Annotated in this window: 2 protein-coding genes; both read right to left on the bottom strand. The window is 33.8% G+C overall.

Annotation, left to right across the window (positions count from 1 at the left end):
- On the bottom strand, positions 1–846 hold an 846-nt coding region (locus ABEB23_RS18045; protein WP_348814116.1), incomplete at its 3' end, for a heavy metal-binding domain-containing protein.
- Positions 847–848: 2 nt separating this feature from the next.
- The coding region (locus tag ABEB23_RS18040; RefSeq protein ID WP_348814115.1) for a TolC family protein at positions 849–1,854 on the bottom strand (1,006 nt) is incomplete at its 5' end.

Below are 1,854 nucleotides of genomic sequence, written 5' to 3'. Positions count from 1 at the left end.
TATTTTAATTAAACTGTTATATCCTGGTAGGACATTAAAAACACCCCATACTTTATCGGTATTTACTAATTTAAAAATGATTTCATTTTTTTTAATGTAATCTCCTTCTTTAACGGTTAGTGTTTCAGTAGTTATAGTAGAATTTTGCATGCTTTCCTCTGTACTTTTAGTCATGCTTTCCGTTCCCTGAATGATTCCGGAAGTAGAACTATAAATCGAAATTAATGGATTTACTCTTTTGGCGGAAGCCAATGCATTTATTTGATTAAGAGTCATTCCGTACAACAGTAATTTTTGCTTTGATGCTTTAATGATTGTTTGGTTTTCCGCGTCATTGGAAATTAAATAAATGAAATTTTGCTGTTCGGTCAATAATTCAGGACTATACAAGTCAAAAAGCTTTTGTCCTTTGGCTACTTTTTGATATTTATAATTGACGTACATTTTTTCTATTCTTCCACTCGTTCTCGCCACAATATTTAAAGAAGAATTGGGGTCGTATACCACTATACCAGGCAAATTTATTTCGCTGTTTATTGTGGTGTCTTTTGGTGTGGTTGTTTTAAAATTACCTATTATAAAATTATCGGTGCGTTTCAAAAGATTCTCGATTGAAGTACTTTTCACGCCCTGACCTAAGGGTTGTTTTTTTACTAAAGTCATTCCACAAATGGGACAGGTACCTGGTTTGTCTTGATTTATTTCGGGATGCATGGAGCAGGTATAAATATCAGGCTGATGTACGTGATCCTGTTGGTCATTGGATTTAGATCTCCAGAACCATACAGCAAATCCAATAATTAGAATTGCCATAATAACTAAACCATATCTTAAATGCCTGTTCATATTTATTTGATTTCGAGTTGTTTTTCAATTTCAATTTGGGTACTCAAAATGGTTTGAAGCTTATCTAAAGTGTCCATTTGTGCCATGTTTAGTGCCTCCCACGCATCCAGAACAGCAAACAAATCGCCCGTGTTATTTTGCCAGGCTATTATTGTAGTGTCATAATTTTTTTTCAATGCAGGGATGATACTTTTCTCAGCAATATTGTATTGTTTTTTTAGGTTAGCAAGTTCAGTTTGCATTCCTGTAATCATACCAATAGCTTCATTGATAATCATTTGTTTTTGCCAATTCAGGCTTTCCTTTTTTATCTGGTAACTGTCTATGTTGGCTTTAGTCATTTTTGAAGACCATGGTGCAAAAGGAATATTGGCCATAAGCATCAAAGAGAATTGTTGTGGTTGCTCTCCAAATGCGAACATGTGATCGTAATTGACACCAAACTCGGGTCTTAATTTTGTCTTTTCCGCTTCTATTTTTAATTGGTTCAGTTCAATTGTTTTTTCAATAGCTTTAATATCGCTTCTGCTTTGGGAAAGTGATGTTGAGTCTGATTTTATTTGATCAAAGTCAATCAATGTATATGTTGAATCTATTTCAAAAGCGGTGTTTTTATCTCTTGCCATCAGCGTGTTTAACATAATTCGTTTTTGGAAAATATCGTTTTGCAACATAGTAATCATATTTTGTAAGGAACCATATTGTGATTTGGCCTTGTAGTAGGTAGGCAATTTATCCATGTTAAATTGATAGCGGATTTCCATGCTTTTAATCATATATTCTAAAAGCAATAAATTATCGCTGGCTATTTTTATTTTTTTGTTTAGCACCAACCACTGGTAATAGTTCGTTTTTGCGAACATATTCAATTGGTTGAGTGTATAGTTTTTGTTTTCGACCTCAATCGAGGACATCGCATTCATATAATTTGAATCGGCTTTTAGTTTGGAAGCATTTGGAATCATTTGTGTAACCCCCAACATAAAACTTCCCATCCCGGGACTCATT

This window comes from Flavobacterium maritimum (assembly GCF_040049085.1).
GTDB lineage: Bacteria > Bacteroidota > Bacteroidia > Flavobacteriales > Flavobacteriaceae > Flavobacterium > Flavobacterium maritimum.
The sequence above is the reverse complement of the archived record's forward strand: the minus strand, read 5'-3'. Positions and strand labels throughout refer to the sequence as shown.